General features: G+C 70.5%; 17 protein-coding genes. 7 read left to right on the top strand and 10 right to left on the bottom strand.

The annotated features are described in order from the left end of the window. Position 1 precedes the first annotated feature (1 nt). Positions 2–553, bottom strand: coding sequence for a YbaB/EbfC family nucleoid-associated protein (locus ACLJQF_RS08110; protein ID WP_410607600.1), 552 nt, complete (start codon positions 551–553; stop codon positions 2–4). Positions 554–677: 124 nt separating this feature from the next. Beyond that, positions 678–1877 carry a 4-hydroxyphenylpyruvate dioxygenase gene (gene hppD, locus ACLJQF_RS08105; RefSeq protein WP_410607599.1) on the bottom strand — a complete coding sequence of 400 codons (1200 nt, stop codon included), beginning with the start codon at positions 1875–1877 and terminating at the stop codon, positions 678–680. 121 nt (positions 1878–1998) lie between these two features. On the opposite strand from hppD, the gene ACLJQF_RS08100 reads away from it, so the two are divergent. After that, positions 1999–2472 (top strand): Lrp/AsnC family transcriptional regulator, encoded by a 474-nt coding sequence (locus ACLJQF_RS08100; RefSeq protein WP_410607598.1) that lies wholly within the window; start codon positions 1999–2001, stop codon positions 2470–2472. Between the two features lie 60 nt (positions 2473–2532). On the opposite strand, the gene ACLJQF_RS08095 is transcribed toward ACLJQF_RS08100, so the two are convergent. From ACLJQF_RS08095 to ACLJQF_RS08085, 3 genes are all read right to left on the bottom strand, one after another. Continuing rightward, complete coding sequence (locus ACLJQF_RS08095) at positions 2533–3345, bottom strand: MBL fold metallo-hydrolase (protein WP_410607597.1); 813 nt, start codon at positions 3343–3345, stop codon at positions 2533–2535. A gap of 50 nt (positions 3346–3395) precedes the next feature. After that, positions 3396–3899, bottom strand: coding sequence for a transcription elongation factor GreA (greA, locus tag ACLJQF_RS08090; RefSeq protein WP_410607596.1), 504 nt, complete (start codon positions 3897–3899; stop codon positions 3396–3398). Between the two features lie 195 nt (positions 3900–4094). Further along, entirely contained in the window at positions 4095–4550 is a 456-nt protein-coding gene (locus ACLJQF_RS08085; RefSeq protein WP_410607595.1) for a DUF4307 domain-containing protein, read from the bottom strand. Between the two features lie 134 nt (positions 4551–4684). Between ACLJQF_RS08085 and mca the strand changes: the two genes are divergently transcribed. After that, positions 4685–5605 carry a mycothiol conjugate amidase Mca gene (gene mca, locus ACLJQF_RS08080; RefSeq protein WP_410607594.1) on the top strand — a complete coding sequence of 307 codons (921 nt, stop codon included), beginning with the start codon at positions 4685–4687 and terminating at the stop codon, positions 5603–5605. Beyond that, positions 5602–5928: a hypothetical protein gene (locus ACLJQF_RS08075; RefSeq protein WP_410607593.1), complete on the top strand. Its 327-nt coding sequence runs from the start codon at positions 5602–5604 to the stop codon at positions 5926–5928. Before mca ends, ACLJQF_RS08075 begins: the two co-directional genes overlap by 4 nt. Here ACLJQF_RS08075 and ACLJQF_RS08070 read toward each other — a convergent pair. Next, positions 5925–6587 (bottom strand): NADPH-dependent F420 reductase, encoded by a 663-nt coding sequence (locus ACLJQF_RS08070; RefSeq protein ID WP_410607592.1) that lies wholly within the window; start codon positions 6585–6587, stop codon positions 5925–5927. The genes ACLJQF_RS08075 and ACLJQF_RS08070 overlap by 4 nt on opposite strands. Before the next feature lie 90 nt (positions 6588–6677). On the opposite strand from ACLJQF_RS08070, the gene ACLJQF_RS08065 reads away from it, so the two are divergent. Further along, positions 6678–7025, top strand: a complete 348-nt coding sequence (locus ACLJQF_RS08065) for a winged helix-turn-helix transcriptional regulator (RefSeq protein ID WP_410607591.1) — start codon at positions 6678–6680, stop codon at positions 7023–7025. A gap of 15 nt (positions 7026–7040) precedes the next feature. Here ACLJQF_RS08065 and ACLJQF_RS08060 read toward each other — a convergent pair whose 3' ends face one another. After that, positions 7041–9533, bottom strand: a complete 2493-nt coding sequence (locus ACLJQF_RS08060; protein ID WP_410607590.1) for a polynucleotide kinase-phosphatase — start codon at positions 9531–9533, stop codon at positions 7041–7043. Next, positions 9530–10897 carry a 3' terminal RNA ribose 2'-O-methyltransferase Hen1 gene (locus tag ACLJQF_RS08055; RefSeq protein WP_410607589.1) on the bottom strand — a complete coding sequence of 456 codons (1368 nt, stop codon included), beginning with the start codon at positions 10895–10897 and terminating at the stop codon, positions 9530–9532. The genes ACLJQF_RS08060 and ACLJQF_RS08055 overlap by 4 nt, the downstream gene beginning before the upstream one ends. Before the next feature lie 65 nt (positions 10898–10962). Here ACLJQF_RS08055 and ACLJQF_RS08050 point away from each other — a divergent pair, with 65 nt between their 5' ends. Both ACLJQF_RS08050 and ACLJQF_RS08045 read left to right on the top strand, forming a co-directional pair. Further along, positions 10963–12930, top strand: a complete 1968-nt coding sequence (locus ACLJQF_RS08050) for a thioredoxin domain-containing protein (RefSeq protein ID WP_410607588.1) — start codon at positions 10963–10965, stop codon at positions 12928–12930. An 84-nt stretch (positions 12931–13014) separates the two neighbouring features. After that, positions 13015–13572: a hypothetical protein gene (locus tag ACLJQF_RS08045; RefSeq protein WP_410607587.1), complete on the top strand. Its 558-nt coding sequence runs from the start codon at positions 13015–13017 to the stop codon at positions 13570–13572. A 124-nt stretch (positions 13573–13696) separates the two neighbouring features. Here the strand turns inward: ACLJQF_RS08045 and ACLJQF_RS08040 are convergent, their stop codons facing one another. Further along, positions 13697–14125, bottom strand: a complete 429-nt coding sequence (locus tag ACLJQF_RS08040) for a hypothetical protein (protein WP_410607586.1) — start codon at positions 14123–14125, stop codon at positions 13697–13699. Between the two features lie 18 nt (positions 14126–14143). Further along, on the bottom strand, positions 14144–15106 hold the full coding sequence (locus tag ACLJQF_RS08035) for a DUF6745 domain-containing protein (RefSeq protein WP_410607585.1): 963 nt from the start codon (positions 15104–15106) through the stop codon (positions 14144–14146). Between the two features lie 170 nt (positions 15107–15276). On the opposite strand from ACLJQF_RS08035, the gene ACLJQF_RS08030 reads away from it, so the two are divergent. Then, complete coding sequence (locus tag ACLJQF_RS08030) at positions 15277–16662, top strand: glycoside hydrolase family 28 protein (RefSeq protein ID WP_410607584.1); 1386 nt, start codon at positions 15277–15279, stop codon at positions 16660–16662. Positions 16663–16688 lie beyond the last annotated feature (26 nt).

Here is a 16688-nt window from a genome sequence, read left to right as displayed (position 1 = left end):
CTCAGGAAAGAATCGGTCCGCCGAAATCGTCTTCATCGTCGTTGTCCGCCGGACGCCGGCGCCGCGGCTGCTGCGGCGGGGCGGGTGGCGCGGGCGGGGGCGGGGTGCGCGGCGGCTCGTCCGTGTCCTCCGGCAGGAACCGGCGGACGCGGTCGGGCTCCGGGAACGCCGGCTCGGCCTCGGGTGGCGGCGCCGGGAACGTGCTCTGCGCCTCGCGGACGATCTCCACCGCGGCCTGGTCACCGGTGCCGGTGGTCTCGGTCATCGCCTGCTGCAACAACTCCGGGATCCGCGCCTGCGCTCGCTGCACCAGCTGCATGACCTGCGCCGACACCTCGGCCATCCGCTTCCCGGCCGCGGTTTCGGCGATGACGAGGTTCTTCAGCAGCCCGCGCGAATCGATCGTCACCTGGACCGTGCCGTCCTTCGACCGCTCGGTGACCGTCTGGCCCTGCATGCGATCGGCCAGCGCCTGGTACCGGGCGGCGTTCTCCTCGAGCCGCTTGGTCCAGTTGTCGATCATCGCGTCGCTGGCGTCGATGCTGTCCGGCATCCCGGCCCCTTCTCTCTGCGTCTCCACACTGACGGATCCCGGGTCCCGCCGGTTCCCGAAAACGCCGTGAAGGCCACCATAAGGAACTTAGAGTTCCTGATGGTGGCCTTCACGAAGTTTTACCCTAGAGGTTGCCGCGGCGCTCCTGTTCCCGCTCGATGGCCTCGAACAAGGCCTTGAAGTTGCCCTTGCCGAAGCCCAGCGAGCCGTGGCGCTCGATCAGCTCGTAGAAGACGGTCGGGCGGTCGCCGATCGGCTTGGTGAAGATCTGCAGCAGGTAGCCGTCCTCGTCGCGGTCGACCAGGATGCTGTGCTCCTTGAGCGTCTCGATCGGCACGCGGACGTTGCCGATCCGGGCGCGCAGCTCGGGGTCGTCGTAGTAGGAGTCCGGGGTGTCGAGGAACTCGACGCCGGCGGCGCGCATCGCCGTCACGGTGGCGATGATGTCGTTGGTGGCCAGCGCGATGTGCTGGCAGCCCGCGCCGCCGTAGAACTCGAGGTACTCGTCGATCTGCGACTTCTTCTTCGCGACCGCGGGCTCGTTCAGCGGGAACTTGACCCGGTGGTTGCCGTTCGAGACGACCTTGCTCATCAGCGCCGAGTACTCGGTCGCGATGTCGTCGCCGACGAACTCCGCCATGTTCACGAAGCCCATGACGCGGTGGTACCAGTCGACCCAGTAGTCCATCTTGCCGAGCTCGACGTTGCCGACGCAGTGGTCGACGGCCTGGAACAGCCGTTTCGGCGCGCTTTCCGGCCGCTTGATCGTGCTCTCGCGCGGCTCGTAGCCGGGCAGGTAGACGCCGGTGTAGCGCGACCGGTCGACCAGCGAGTGGCGGGTTTCGCCGTAGGTCGCGATGGCGGCGACGCGGACCGTGCCGTGCTCGTCGGAGACGTCGTGCGGCTCCTCGAGGACGGTCGCGCCCTGCGCGCGGGCGTGCTCGATGCACTTGTCGACGTCGGTGGTCTCCAGCGCCAGGTCGATGACGCCGTCGCCGTGGTTGCGGTGGTGGTCGAGCAGCGGCGAGTCCGGCTTCACGCCGCCGGTGATGACGAACCGGGCCGAGCCGGACTTCAGCACGTAGGACTTGCGCTCGTAGACGCCGGTCTCCGGACCGGAGTACGCGACGAGCTGCATCCCGAACGCGATCTGGTAGTACCAGGCGGTCTGGGTGGCGTTGCCGGCGATGAACACGACCGCGTCCATGGCCTTGACCGGGAACGGGTCGGTCGAGGCGTCGTGGTCGACGAGCCCGACCAGCTGACGCAGCTGGTCATAGCTGACGTCGTCGAGGGCACCCTGGGGTTCGGCAGTCTGGGTCATACCTCGAAGGATCGACCCAGCGAGGCAAGATGTGCAATGGTCCCAGTTTTTGCTGGACAATATGTTTCGTGGGTGCCGGGCGCCGGCGGTCATGGTGGACAACTTGCGCAGGGAGCGAGCAATGCCGGAGAACCTCGACGCACTGGACGCGCGGCTGCTGTTGCTGCTCACGGACTCGCCGCGCCTGGGCGTGCTGGAGTGCGCCCGCCGCCTGGGTGTCGCCCGTGGCACCGTCCAGGCCCGCCTCGACCGCCTGTCCGAGCGCGGCATCCTCGGCGGCTTCCCGCCGGAGCTCGACCTGGCGGCGATGGGTTACGGCCTGACGGCGTTCGCGGTGCTGGAGATCGCGCAGGGCCGCCGCACGGAGGTCGCCGAGGCCCTCGCCGCGATCGACGAGGTCTGCGAGGTCCACGCGACGACGGGCCAGGGCGACCTGTTCGTCCGCATGGTGGCCCGGGGCAACGACGACCTGCAGCGGGTGATCGACAAGGTGGTCGGCGTCCCGGACGTCCTGCGCACGTCGACGTCGATCGCGCTGTCGACCCCGGTCCCACCACGCGTCCGCCCCCTGCTCGAACGCACCGCCCGGTCGTGAGTGGTAATTCGGGTTAGAACCCGAATTACCACTCACGACAAGCCGCGGCAGACTGCTCGCTCAGCCTTCGTCGATGACGTGGGCCAGGTAGCGCTTGGCCGAGCGCTGGACGACGTCGAAGCCGTCGGTGCGCACGATCGCGTTCCACCAGGCGCCGTAGATCGCCTCGAAGCGGTACCCCGCGAGAAGCTCCGCCGCGCGACGGACCACGTGTGGCCGCTCCGGGATCAGGTTCGGGTAGCTGTACATGAAGCCCACGTGCGTCCGGTCCGGGATCACCTGCACGATGTCGCCGGACAGCAGGGCGCCCTGACCGCCTTCGCCATCCGGCCAGTGCAGCACCGTGCCGCCCGCGAAGTGCACTCCCAGGTTGATCAGGCGTAGATCAGGAGCGACGTCCAGGGTGGTCCCGGACCACAGCTTCACCGCCGGGTCGGGCCTGCCGATCCACTGCTGGTCGCCTTCGTGCAGGTAGATCGGCACGTCGAACGCGCGCGCCCATTCGACCATCGTCGTGTAGTAGTGCGGGTGGCTGATCGCGATGCCGGTGATCCCGCCCAGGTCGCGGACCTGCGCCACCAGCGCGTCGTCGAGGTAGGCCGCGCAGTCCCAGAGGAAGTTCCCCGAGCGCGCCTGCACCAGCAGCGCCCGCTGCCCGATCGCGAACCCCGGGTTCGAGCCGACGCCGACGATGCCGGGGCCCTGCTCCTCGATCCGCGGGGTGTAGGTGCCGCTCGAGCGGAGCGTGGCGAGGTTCGTCCACTGCTGCCCGGACTGCGGGACGTACTGGCGTTCGTCCTCGCAGACCGGGCAGTCGTCGCGGGCCACGGCGTACTGCATGCCGCACGCCTGGCAGATCGGTTCGGTGCTCACGGCTGATTCCTCCCAGAATGTGAATCCTGGGAGGACACGCTAGCCGCGACCTACTTGGCGTCGGTGTACGGAACCGCCTTGACGAGCGTCACCTTCTGGAGCTTGCCGTTGGGCAGCTCGTACTCGCGCGCCTCGCCCTCCTTGGCACCGAGCAGGGCCTTGCCCAGCGGTGACTCCGGGGAGTACACGTCGAGCTCGCCCTCGGCGCCCTCCTCGCGGGTGGCGAGCAGGAACTTCTCGTCCTCGTCGTCACCCTCGTACCGGACGGTGAGCACCTTGCCGGGGCCCGCGGTGCCGTCGTTCGCGGGTTTCTCGCCGACCTTGGCCGAGCGCAGCAGCTCCTGCAGGTGCCGGATGCGCGCTTCGGCCTGGCCCTGCTCTTCGCGAGCCGCGTGGTAACCCCCGTTTTCCTTGAGGTCACCTTCTTCGCGGCTGTCGTTGATGCGCGCGGCGATGACCGGCCGATTCTCGATCATTTCGTCGAGCTCGTGCTTGAGCCGGTCGTAGGCATCCTGGGTGAGCCAGGTCACCTTGGTGTCGCTCACGGTCACCATCTCCTCGTCGGGCCTGCCAGGCTTGCGTGTTCAAGCCGGCCCGCGCGGGCCTAGGTGCCCACGCGGCTGAGATAAAGGAAAAACACGGCCCGTCGCGGGCCGTGCTGAACGGTCAGAGTATCACGGCGCGAGAGGTCGACGCCCGTAATTTCCCCGCGCTCTGGGCGTTGAGCGCGTGGTTCACCCCGTTGGCCGCTATGGGGTTGACAGGTAGCGTGGTATGTCGTACGAGCAGCCGAAAACGTCGGCGGTCACCGGTTCCCCGATGCTCTTGATCGTCGTGCTCATCCTGTTGTACTTCGCGCCGGCGGGGATCAGGAGCTCTTTGCGGCCGCTCTCGGCGCCGGTCTTGTCGCGGGCCCGGACGACGCACACGCCCGGCCTGCTGTCGTCGTCCCGGGTCACGTTGATGGTGATTTCCATCGCGTTGCCCGGTTTTTCGCTGAACGCGATGCGCTCGGCGTCGATCGGCGCGGCACCGAGGTTGAGGTACGCGACCCAGGCGATCAGGCCGCTGACCAGCAGGGCGATGGCCAGGAAGAGCCAGCGTCGCCAGCGCCGGGACGTCTTCGCGCGTCCGGTGCCGTACCGGCCCTCGGGCAGCGCGGGCGCGCTGCCGCCGACGGCTGTTTCCGCCGGTCCGCCTGCCAACCCGGGCCTCCTGCTCGTTCTTGTCGTACCCGTGAGGACAATGGTGACGCGGGTACGCCTCGAGTATCCGCCCGCTGGGTGGGCGGCCCGCAGGTGGGTCGCGGAATAAGGGTAGAAGGGGAGTCGTTCGGAGCATGGTGGACGCCGACGAGCTGAGGAACACCGTCAACCCGCGCCTGCGCCTGATGGCCGTGCACGCGCACCCGGACGACGAGTCGAGCAAGGGTGCCGCCACGATGGCGCGCTACGCCGCCGAGGGTCACGAGGTGCTGGTCGTCACGTGCACCGGGGGTGAAGCCGGCAGCATCCTGAACCCGGCCATGGACCGGCCCGAGGTACTGGCCAACATGACCGAGATCCGCCGTGAGGAGATGGCCCGCGCGGCCAAGATCCTCGGCGTGAGCCAGCGCTGGCTCGGCTTCGTCGACTCCGGTCTGCCGGAGGGCGACCCGCTGCCGCCGGTGCCCGAGGGGTCGTTCGCCGTCGTGCCGCTGGAGGAGTCCACCGAGGCGCTGGTGCGCGTGATCCGCGAGTTCCGCCCGCACGTCATCACGACGTACGACGAGAACGGCGGCTACCCGCACCCCGACCACATCCGCACCCACGAGGTGTCGATGGCGGCGTGGGACGCGGCGCCGGACCCGAGCCGCTTCCCCGACGCCGGCGAGCCGTGGCAGCCGCTGAAGCTGTACTACGGGCACGGCTTCTCGCGCGCCCGGATGGTGCTGTTCGACGAGGCGCTGAAGAAGGCCGGGCTCGAGTCGCCGTACACCGAGTGGCTGGCGAACTGGGACCCGAACCGGGGCGATGTGATGGAGCGGGTGACGACCCGCGTCGAGTGCAGTGAATACTTCGAGGTGCGGGACGAGGCGCTCAAGGCGCACGCCACGCAGATCGACCCGACCAGCCGCTGGTTCGCCGTGCCGCGCGAGATGCAGCGCGAGGTCTGGCCGACCGAGGAGTACGAGCTGGTGAAGTCGCTGGTCGACAGCACGTTGCCGGAGGACGATCTGTTCGCCGGCATCGCCGGCGCCGAGGAGAAGGTGAACACATGAGTCTGACGCTGCCGGCCGGCGTGGCGCTTCCGGTGACCGCGTCGGCCCTGGTCCTGACGCAGCAGCCGGGCAACGGCGACAACGGCGGGCAGGGGGAGGACTTCGGCAAGTCCTCTCCGGTCGGCTTCCTGGTGCTGATCCTGTTCCTCATCGCGGTGGCCTTCCTGGTCCGCTCGATGACGAAGCACCTCAAGCGCGTCCCGGCCAGCTTCGACGACCCGCCGGCCGAAGAGGCGCCGGAGCAGCCCGAGGCCGCGGAGAAGGCCCAGCCGGAGGCGGCCGAGAAGCCCGTGAAGGACTCCCCGGCCACCAAGGCCGACTAGCTGTCCGAGGTCTCCGCGCGGAGGAGGCCGGGGTCCACGTCCGGAACCGCGAAGCGCGGGTTCGCGCCGGCCGCGACCACCCGCATCACGAAGCCGGCGGCTTCCTCGGCCTGCCGGGCGGCGGTGAGCCCGCCCGACACCGCGGTCCGCGCGCCGAGGTCACCGATCAGCGCGGCGGTCCGATTCAGGGCGGCGGTGTCGTCGCCGCAGATCGCGACCACCGGTGCCGACTCCCTCTCGCCGGTGAACGGCCAGGATGCGCCGGCGAACAGGTGCAGTGCCTTGACCACGTGGGCGCCGGCCGCGACGTCGGCGACCAGTTCGGCGGCCGACCCGGTCTCCGGGAGCAAGCGTCCGGTCGCGTAGTCCACGGCGTTGGTGCAGTCGATGACGGTCTTTCCCGACAGCTTCCCCTCCGGCCCGCCGACGAGCCTCAGTGCTTCCGCCAACCCGTCCCAGGCGATCGCCACCACGATGGCTTCGGCCTGGCCCGCGAGCCGGCCCGGGTCGACCGGCGTCGCGGCGGCACCGATCCGCTCCACGGCGGCCTTCGCCCGATCGGGGCTACGGCCGGTGACCGCGATCGAGTGCCCGGCGCTCGCCCACGCGCTTCCCAGTGCCACCGCAAGGTTCCCGGTCCCCAGCAGTCCGATCTTCACCATGGTCTCCTTCGTCTCGTGAGGTGTCACGACGACGCTAAGAAACCTGCTCCTACCAATCGGTAGGAGCGCGGGTGGGAGGCTGGGCAAGTGAACGAACAGGGCTGCGAGACCTTCGTCTCGGACTGCCACGTCCGAGCCGCGGTCGAACTCGTCAGGCACACGTGGGACCCGGTCGTCGTCTCCGCTCTGCGGATGGGACCGACCCGGCGCAGCGTCCTACTGGACCGCATCGCCGGGGTGAGCGACAAGGTGCTGACCGAGTCACTCCGGCGCCTGGCCTCGCGTGGCCTGGTCGCGCGGACGCCCCAGGAAGCGGGGCGCGACGCCGCCGTCTACGAACTCACGCCGCTGGGGGCGTCCTTCGCCAGGGGTCCCCTGGCGCACCTCGCCGAGTGGGCCGCCGAGAACCAGGGTGCCCTGTCCTCGACGGCCTGACCTGCCACAACCGGCTCACAGCCGCGGGTCAACCGGGTCCGACTCCAGCGCGAGCACCGCGAACACGCACTCGTGCACGCGCCACAGCGGCTCACCCCGTGCGACGCGCTCCAGGGCCTCCAGGCCCAGCGCGTACTCGCGCAGCGCCAGCATGCGCTTGCGGTTCAGCCCGCGCTTGCGCAACCGCTCCAGGTTCTCCGGCAGCGTGTAGTCCGGCCCGTAGATGATCCGCAGGTACTCGCGCCCGCGCACCTTCACCCCGGGCTGGACCAGCCCGCGCGTCCCGCGGGTCAGGTTCGCCGCCGGCTTGACGACCATGCCTTCGCCGCCGTCGGCCGTGAGCTCCTCCCACCACGAGACGCCCCGGGCGACCGACGCGTCGTCCAGCAGGTCCACCTCGAGCGTCCGGGTGCGCTGGAACCGCGGCCCGGTGAGCACGTCCAGCTGCGCGAGGTGCCACGCGTGCGGCCGGTCGTGGTACGCCTTCCCCTCGGACGCCAGCAGCTGGAACGGCGCCAGCCGGACGCCGTCCAGCCCGGACGTCGGCCAGCAGTAGCGCCGGTACGCCGTCCGGTAGGAGTCCACTGTGGAGGAACGCGAAGCCGTCCGTGCCAGCAGCTCGCCGACGTCGATGCCGCGCGCGGCCGCCGTCGTCAAAGCCGAGACCGCGGCCGGCAACACCGCCTGGGCGGCCGCGCCCACGGACGCGTACTGAGAAGAGATCAGCGAGCCCGCCTTCGCGCTCCACGGCAGCAACTCGGCGTCGAGCAGCAACCAGCCCGAGTCCAGCTCCTCGAACAGCCCGGCCGCCGCCGCGCGCACGTCGGCCAGTAGCGCGGCGTTCTGCGCGGCCGAGAAGAACGGACGCCCGGTCCGCGTGTACACCGCGCCGCCGCCGCGGATCCCGAAGCGGCGGTACGCCACCTCCTCGTCCCGGCAGACGAGCACGACGGCCCGTGAGCCCATGTGCTTCTCTTCGCACAGCACCGACTGCACGCCGGCGGCCCGGTATTCGGCGAACGCCTCCTCCGGGTACTCCAGGTAGTCCTCCCGCGACGACGTCGAGCACGGCGCCATCGTCGGCGGCAGGTACGCCAGCCACCGCGGGTCGATCGCGAACCGGCTCATCACCTCCAGCGCGGCCGCCGACTGCTCCGCCGAGACGCCGACCCGGCCGTGGTGCACCGTCTGCACGATCCGCTTCCCGGTGACGTCGGTCAGCTCCAGCACGGCCGGCTCGCGGCCGCCCAGCGGCCGCGAGGAATCCAGCGGGCGTGACGGCTCGTACCAGACGCGGTGCGCCTTCACCGAGACGACCTCGCGCTCCGGGTAGCGCAGCGCGGTCAGCTTCCCGCCGAACACCACGCCGGTGTCGAGGCACATGGTGTTGTTGACCCACTCCGGCTCCAGCGTCGGCGTGTGCCCGTACAGCACCATCGCCGTTCCGCGGTAGTCGTGGGCCCACGGCAGCCGCACCGGCAGGCCGTACTCGTCGGTCTCGCCGGTCGTGTCGCCGTAGAGCGCCATGCTGCGCACCCGCCCGGACGCACGCCCGTGGTACCGCTCCGGCAGCCCGGCGTGCGCGACGACGAGCTTCCCGCCGTCGAGGACGTAGTGCGCGATCAGCCCGTCGCAGAACTCGTGGACCTGACGGCGGAACTCCTCGGTCTCCGCGCCGAGCTGCTCCAGGGACTCGGCGAGCCCGTGCGCGACGTTGACCTTGCGCCCGTGCAGCGCGCGCACCAGCTTCTGCTCGTGGTTCCCGCACACGACCAGCGCGTTCCCGGACGACGCCATGCCCATCACGCGCCGCAGCACGCCCGGGGTGTCCGGGCCGCGGTCGACGAGGTCGCCGACGAACACGGCGGTCCGGCCGTCCGGGTGCACGCCGTCGGCGTACCCCAGCTCGGCGAGCAGCTCCTCGAGCTCGGCCGCGCAGCCGTGGACGTCGCCGATCACGTCGAACGGCCCGGTCAGCGCGCGCTTGTCGTTGCGCAGCGGCTCGACGGCGATCTCGGCTTCGGCGATTTCGGCTTCGGACCGCAGCACGTGCACACGCCGGAAACCCTCGCGCTCCAACGACTTCAGCGATCGTTGCAGCTCGCCGCGCTGCCGCCGGATCACGTGGTCGCCGAAGTCGCGGTCGGCCCGCGAGGCGTTGCGCGCGGCGCAGACGGCGACCGGCAGGTCCAGCACGATCGCCGTCGGCAGCACGTCGTGCTCCTTCGCGAGCTTCACCAGGCTCGCCCGCGAAGCGCGCTGGACGTTCGTCGCGTCGATGACGGTCGTCCGGCCGGCCGCGAGCCGCTTCGCCGCGACGTAGTGCAGCGCGTCGAAGGCGTCGGCCGAGGCCGACTGGTCGTTCTCGTCGTCGGCGACGAGCCCGCGGAAGAAGTCGCTGGAGAGCACCTGCGTCGGCGCGAAGTGCGTGCGCGCGAACGTCGACTTGCCGGAGCCGGAAGCGCCGACGAGCACGACGAGCGCCATGTCGGGGACGGTCAGCTTCACGCGGCCACCTCCTTTTGGGTGGTGAAGACCGCCAGTTGGGTCGGCGGTCCCGATTCCTGGTCCTCCGGTCCGATCGGCAGGTACCGGACGTCGTAGCCGCGCCGGGTCGCGACGCCGTCCGCCCAGGCGCGGAACTCGGCTCGCGTCCATTCGAACCGGTGGTCGGCGTGCCGGAAATGCCCCATCGGCAGGAATTCGAACAGCCGGTTGTACTCCGCGTTGGGCGTCGTGACGAGCACCGTGCGCGGCGCCGCGACCCCGAACACCGCGTGTTCCAGGGCCGGCAGCCGGTCGGAGTCGACGTGCTCGACGACCTCCATCAGCACGGCGGCGTCGAAGCCGGCCAGCGCCGCGTCGGCGTAGGTCAGCGCGGACTGCCGCAGCGTCACGCGGGTGCTGCCCTTCAGCCGCTTCTCCGCGATGTTCAGCGCACTGCTCGACACGTCGACACCGACGATCTCGGTGAACGACCGCTCCTTCTCGAGGACGCGCAACAGCGCGCCGGAGCCGCAGCCGAGGTCCAGCACGCGCCGGGCGCCCGCGGCCCGCAGCGCGGCGAGCACGCTGCCGTGGCGCTGCGACGCGAGGCTCTCCGGCCTATCTGTGACTTCCGTGACCAGCGCTTCGGCCTCCGCCGGGACGTCGTCCGCCTCGGCCAGCCGCGAAAGCGCGTACGTGACGACCGCGCGGCGCCGCTCCAGGTAGCGGTTCGTGATGAGCGTCCGCTCGGGGTGCCCGGCGAGCCAGCCGTCGCCGGCGCGCAGCAGCTTGTCCGCCTCGTCCTGGCCGACCCAGTAGTGCTTGTCGCCGTCGAGCGCCGGCAGCAGCACGTAGAGGTGCCGCAGCGCGTCGGCGACGCGCTGGGTGCCGGTGAGCCGCAAGTCGACATAGCGGCTTTCGCCCCACTGCGGGAACTGCGGGTCGAGCGGGATCGGCGTCGACGAAACGCGCCAGCCGAGCGGCTCGAACAGCTTGTGCACGACCTCGGCGCCACCGCGAGCGGACAGCGACGGCAGGTGGATCTCCAGGTCGAAAGGCTCGTCGACGAGTTCGGGCCGGGCGGCGCACCGGCCCGCCAGTGCCGTCGTGAACGCGGCCCGCAGCGCCACCGCGAGGTACGAACCGCCGGCGTAGGGCCGGTCGTTGACGTACTGGGTCAGCGACGTCCCGCCCCCGCGGACGAGCCCGACCGGATCGATCTCGACGAACAACGCGGCGGTGCAGCGGTCCGGCGCCGCCTCCGGGTAGAAGACGTGCGCGGTGCCGGCCGACAGCGCGACCGACTGCGCCTTCTCCGGATGCTTGTGGAGGAGAAAGCCCAGGTCGGTGGCCGGGTTCCGGGTGGTCGTGATGGTGAGCAACACTGGCACAGTGTGGCCGAGGAGCCGGTGACCGCGCGCCCGGTTTTCCCGGGTGCGACCCTGGGACCATGAACCGCCTCGCCAGCGCGACCAGCCCGTACCTGCTCCAGCACGCGGACAACCCGGTCGACTGGTGGCCCTGGGGACCCGACGCCCTCGCCGAGGCGAAGCGGCGGAACGTGCCGATCCTGCTTTCCGTCGGGTACGCCGCCTGCCACTGGTGCCACGTCATGGCGCACGAGTCGTTCGAGGACGCCGGGACCGCGGCCCTGATGAACGAAAACTTCGTCACCATCAAGGTCGACCGCGAGGAGCGGCCGGACATCGACGCGGTGTACATGGCCGCCACCCAGGCGATGACCGGCCAGGGTGGCTGGCCGATGACCTGCTTCCTGACGCCCGACGGCGAGCCGTTCCACTGCGGCACCTACTACCCGCCGTCGCCGCGGCCGGGCATGCCGTCGTTCCGGCAGCTCCTCGCCGCCGTCACCGAGGCGTGGCAGGAGCGGCCGGACGAGCTGCTTGACGGCGCCAAGCAGATCGTCGCGCACCTCGCCGAACAGACCGGGCCGCTCCAGGAGTCCGTCGTGGACGAAGCGGTGCTCGCCGGCGCCGTCGGGAAACTCCAGCAGGAAGCGGATCCGGTGAACGGCGGGTTCGGCCGCGCGCCGAAGTTCCCGCCGTCGATGGTCCTGGAGTTCCTGCTGCGCCACCACGAGCGCACCGGTTCCGCGGTGGCACTGTCTCTTGTGGACAAAACGGCCGAGGCGATGGCCCGCGGCGGCCTGTACGACCAGCTGGCCGGCGGCTTCGCGCGCTACTCCGTCGACGCCGAGTGGATCGTGCCCCACTTCGAGAAGATGTTGTACGACAACGCGTTGCTCCTGCGCTTCTACGCGCACCTCTGGCGGCGCACCGGCTCGGCGACGGCGTTGCGGGTCACCACCGGAACGGCGGAGTTCCTCTTCGAGAGCTTGCGGACGCCCGAGGGCGGCTTCGCGTCTTCGCTGGACGCGGACACCGAAGGCGTCGAAGGCTCGACGTACGTCTGGACGCCTTCGCAGTTGCGTGAGGTGGTCGGTGACGATTCCGCCGCTGAGCTGTTCGGCGTCACCGACGAGGGGACGTTCGAGGAAGGCGCGTCGACGTTGCGCCTGTTCGGCGACCTGCCGGAGCCGATGCGCGGCCGGCTCCTGGAGGCGCGCGCGAAGCGGCCGCAGCCAGGCCGCGACGACAAGGTGATCGCGTCGTGGAACGGCCTGGCGATCACGGCGCTGGCCGAGGCGGGTGCCGCCCTGGATCGTCCACAGTGGATCGAGTGGGCGGTGGGCGCGGCCGAGTTGCTGCTGCGGGTGCACGTCGTCGACGGACGGCTGCGGCGCAGCTCGCGCGACGGCGTCGTCGGCGAATCCGCCGGGGTGCTGGAGGACTACGCCTGCGCCGCCGACGGGTTCCTGGCGCTGCACCAGGCGACCGGCGACGCGAAGTGGCTCACCGAAGCGACCCGGCTGCTCGACCTGGCGCTGGCGCACTTCGCGTCCCCGGACGTCCCCGGCGCGTACTTCGACACGGCGGACGACGCCGAGACGCTGGTCCAGCGCCCGGCCGACCCGGGCGACAACGCGAGCCCGGCGGGGGCGTCCGCGCTGGCCGGGGCGCTGCTGACGGCGTCCGCGCTCGCGGGGTACGACAACGCGGCGCGGTACCGGGAGGCGGCCGAGCAGGCGCTGCGGCGGGTCGGGGTGCTGGCCGGGCGGGTACCGCGGTTCGCCGGGCACTGGCTGTCGGTGGCCGAAGCGCTGCAGGCCGGCCCGGTGCAGGTCGCGGTGGTGGGTTCCAGTCCGGATCTGCTGCGCGCGGCCGCGCGGGGCATCCACGGCGGCGGCATCGTGCTGGCCGGCGAGCCGGACGCGCCGGGTGTCCCGCTGCTGGCCGACCGTCCGCTGGTCGACGGCGCCCCGGCGGCGTACGTCTGCCGCGGGTACGTCTGCGACCGCCCGGTCACGTCCGCGGAGGAGCTCGCCGCCCAGCTCTGATCGCCCTGGGTGAACGCGGTGTCCGTTGCCTTGTTTTCGGCGTAACTTCGGTAGCGTTGTAATCATGTAATCCGGAGGTACGACATGGGACGCGGATGGCGCGGAAGCCGGGGCTGGCAGCAGGCCGAGGTACCGCCGGCGGACGACGCGGCGGCCTGGTTCGGCGGCCGCCTGCCCGACGGCTGGTTCACGGGCGCACCGGAGGTCACGGTCGACCGCGAAGAGATCATCGTGGTCGGCGAGCTCCCGGCGTTGACGGAGGAGTACCCGGACGACGCGGCCCGCGCGGCGGCCGAAGAGGGCCGGATCAGCCGGTACCGCGAGGAGACGCGCGACGAGCGCATCGAGATCGCCCGTCAAGCGGAGCACCGCTACCAGCGCAAGGTGGCTTGGGGTGCGCGCTTGGGTAGCACGACGGCGCTGTTCACGACGCACTCGGCCCCGGTGATGACGCGCCTGCGCCAGCCGGAACGCCTGGTGCTGGACACGCTGGTGGACGCGGGCGTGGCGCGGTCGCGCTCGGACGCACTGGCCTGGGCGGTGCGGTTGGTCGGCCAGCACGCGGACAGTTGGCTGGGTGAGCTGCGGGAGGCGATGACCAAGGTCGACGACCTGCGCGCAAAGGGCCCCGACCTGGCCTGACGCCCCCCCCCGTCAAAGTTCGTGAAGGCCACCTTCAGGAAGTACAAGTTCCTCAAGGTGGCCTTCACGAACTCGAGGACCGAGGGCGTGGGGTGCCGCCCCCTCGGTGGCACCCCACGGCTCCTCAGTCCGCGACCAGCACGGGCTTCCGGAACCCGGCTCCCATCTCTCGCTGCCGTCGCACGAACCACGCCCCGGGAGCGATTCCGGTTGCCCCGTGCTCCGGGTGAATCAGCCACGCCGGCGCCGTGTTCTGGAACGCCGCGATCGCCAGCCGCTCGGGATCGTTCAGCCACGTCGTCAGCCGGCACGTCCCGCGCTCCGCGACCAGCGTGTGCGGGTTGTTGCCCGCTTCGCCGCGGACCAGTTCGCGTCCTTCCTCGGGCAGCACCCACCAGTCGCGGCGGGAGGGCGCCGGGTCCAGCAACCCCAACGGCAGGACGATCAGGTCACCCTGGGCCTGGAGCCCGTCGATCACCGGCACGGTGACCTGGCGGTCCAGGTGGTCGAGGACGTCGAGTCCGGTCCGATCGAGCAGTTCGGCAAGAAACATGTGATCACCTCGGGAAAGTCAGGTCCGGCGCTGCAGGCCTGCGTACTGGGCCCCGGTGAGCCCGTACGACCAGCCGGCCGCGTCGAGGGGATGGTCGAATCCGGCGGGCACCCGCAGCCCGTAGCGACGGCGGGTGCCATCGCGTTCCACCGAGCCGTTCACCGCCAGCAGCAGCCGCGAAGGCGCGTGCCACTTCTGCGCCGGCAGGTCGTAAAGCTGCAGCTCACAACCCGGGTTGCCGGGATCGGGTGCCCGGCTCAGGATCCGCAACCCGGCCTGCTCGAGGTAGGCCGACCAACCGAGGTGCTCGACGGCGCAGCGGCGTACCTCGACGTTGAACTCGCGGTTGATCCGGTCCGCGGTGGGGTCTTCGATCACCCAAGACGGCACCCGCGTGCCGTGCCAGACGTGCACGGCCCAGCCGTCGGGGTAGACCACCGCGGGCCCGGTCGTGCCGTGGAGCCGGCGCTCGTCGTCGAGACGGAGGGCCAACGGCCGTTCGGCGACGACGCAAACGCCGTCACGCGGCCACCACCAGCCGCACGAGCGCACGAGGGTCGCCCACAGCTCCAGCTCCGGGTCTCCCGAGCCCGGCGTCACCCAGTAGGCGTCCTGCTGGCCGTACCAGTGCAGGCCGAGCGACTGCGGGATGGCCGCCCGGATCAACCCGGCGACGCCGTCCCGGATCGTCTGCTGCGCTTCGGGCTGGGTGTCGCGCTGACGCCGCAACGCGGCCGTCCGGTTCGCCAGGCGGGCTTCCAGCGGCATCGTGGAAAGCGCTTGCGACGGCGGCAACTGCGGTAGCCCGGCGTTCGGTGAGGGCACCCAGGTGAACCGCGGCGGTGGCTCGCCGAGCAGGGCGTAGAGCCGGCTGATGGCGTCTTCGGCCGCCGGGCGATCAGCGGGGGCCGTGCTGAAGGCGTGGTTCAGCCACGCGGAAATATCGGGAACTCGGCGGTCCGGCCGCCGGGAGGCGCTCAAAGCGCGAGGGCGCGCACGCCCTTTCGAATCGACATGCCCCGATCATGACAGCTTTTTCGCCGATCGCGCAAGCCTGGACCTGAACCCGCTTCCGCGCCTAGAGTTCGTCGTGCCCGCGGTCCGTACCGCGGTTCCGCCGTCGCACAGGTCTTTCCGTGAAGGAAGTGTCCATGGACGGCAGGTTCACCCGGCGGCAGCTGATCAAGGGCGGGCTCGCGGTGGCGGCGGTGCCGCTGCTCCCGGCCTTGCCCATCTCACCGGCCTCGGCGGCGCCCCGCATCGACGTTCCCGTGCTCCCGTGGCCGGCGGCGAACGACATCGTCGCGAACACGACGATTCCGGTGTTCCCGGACCGCAGTTTCCCGATCACCGGGTACGGCGCGAAGAACGACGGCAAAACCGACAACACCGCGGCCATCGCGAAGGCGATCGACGCCTGCGCCGCGGCCGGCGGCGGCCACGTGATCGTGCCCGGCGGCGGCAGCTTCCTCACCGGTGCCATCTACCTCAAGAGCAACGTCGATCTGCACCTCGAATCCGGTTCGGTGCTGAAGTTCAGCGGTGACGCGGCGAAGTTCCCGAATGTCCTGACGCGCTACGAAGGCATCGAATGCGTCAACCGGTCCCCGATGATCTACGCCTACCGGGAGAAGAACATCGGCCTCACCGGCAGTGGCACGCTCGACGCGGCGGCGACGTCGTCGTGGAACAAGGGCAGCGACCGGGCCTACCTGGAATCGCTGGTGGCCAAGGGAACCGCGCCGGAGAAGCGGGTGGTGCCGGGCTCGGGCCACACCATGCGCTCGGCGTTCGTCGAGCCGTACGCCTGCGAAAACGTGCTCATCCAGGACATCACCCTGAAGAACTCGATGTTCTGGCAGCTGCACCCGACGCTGTGCCGCAACGTCACGGTCGACGGCGTCAGCACCGACCCCAGCACCGCGCACAGCAACACCGACGGCTGTGACCCGGAGTCGTGCGACCACGTCGTCATCGCCAACTGCACCCTCGGCGCGCACGACGACAACATCGCCATCAAGGCCGGGCGTGACGCGGACGGGCGCAGGGTGAACGTCCCGTGCCAGAACCTCGTCGTGGTGAACTGCGTGATGAACGGCAACTGGGGCGCGATCACCTGCGGCAGCGAGCAGACCGGCGGGATCCGCAACGTCTACGCGTACAAGCTCACCGTGAAGGGGGACACGAAGTTCGCCCTGTACGTGAAGTCCAACACGCAGCGTGGCGGATTCTCCGAAAACATCAACCTCGACAGCGTTTCCGGCACCTTCGCGCGGAACTTCGTGTTCGTGACGTCCACCTACAACAGCCAGACCGGCAGCTACGTCCCGTCATTCGGGCCGTTCACGATCAGCAACTGTGCGAGCACGAAGATCGCCGGCAAGACGTTCGACGTGAGCGGGCTTTCGAACGCCCACGTGCACGGGTTCGCCGTGGCGAACTCCACGTTCAAAGGCGTGTCCGACACGTCGAACACGCTGAAGTACGTGGACAACGCGCAGTTCACGAACGTGACGGTCAACGGCAAGCCGATCTGAGCCTGCGGGATCGGCCAGGCTGCGGC

Source organism: Amycolatopsis sp. lyj-109, assembly GCF_046548995.1.
Taxonomy (GTDB): Bacteria; Actinomycetota; Actinomycetes; order Mycobacteriales; family Pseudonocardiaceae; genus Amycolatopsis.
Note: the sequence above shows the minus strand (reverse complement) of the source record. Positions and strands in the feature narration are given on the sequence as shown.